This window comes from Vibrio sp. 704, assembly GCF_033339295.1.
The window spans coordinates 1-566 of sequence record NZ_JAWOUH010000812.1 but is presented as its reverse complement, the minus strand read 5'-3'; the positions used below and the strand labels follow the sequence as shown (position 1 = coordinate 566).

Below are 566 nucleotides of genomic sequence, written 5' to 3'. Positions count from 1 at the left end.
GTTCAATGACGGTGCCTTCGCCCGCTTTCATCAAATCACCAAGTGGGATCTCTTTACTTGCGACTTCAAGCGTGACAGTCACAGGGATGCTTTTGAAAAAGCTCAGGTCGCGCTCTGCAGCAACAGGCTCAGGTTGGCGCGTTGTTTCAGCTTCAAAGTCTTCTAATTGAAAATCATCAAAGTTCAGTTCATCTGTGTCGAACGCTTTAGTTTCAGGCGCTTCGCTCATCGCTGCGTTTCCTTATCCGGGTTAAAAATCAAAACAAGCTGTCCGTCTTGCTCAGCAATACGGCCAGTAAAGAGAGGTTGATTGCCAATGCTTACCGGTACGGTATTCAGTAATTCGATTGGCATGATGTCATCAGGTTTTAGGCTGACCACGTCACTTAGAGCCATCGTTTTTTTACTCAATACCACGTTAAGACGAACTGGCGTTGATTCTAGGGAACGACAAAACGGTTCATACAAATCCACGTCTGATTGCAGCTCAAGCTGTTCAATCAAGGTTTGGATCAGATGCGTGTCCAGTTTTAAGTACATCGACCCTTGATAACCTTCAAAGGTGA

At 45.6% G+C, this 566-nt stretch carries 1 protein-coding gene and 1 pseudogene; both read right to left on the bottom strand.

Annotation, left to right across the window (positions count from 1 at the left end):
- A pseudogene (locus R7R24_RS29275) lies at positions 1 to 229 on the bottom strand (flagellar motor switch protein FliN); the annotation flags it as partial.
- Positions 226 to 566 (bottom strand): FliM/FliN family flagellar motor C-terminal domain-containing protein (locus R7R24_RS29270; RefSeq protein WP_318120530.1); only part of this gene is annotated, 341 nt, incomplete at its 5' end. The gene R7R24_RS29270 and the pseudogene R7R24_RS29275, both read right to left, overlap by 4 nt.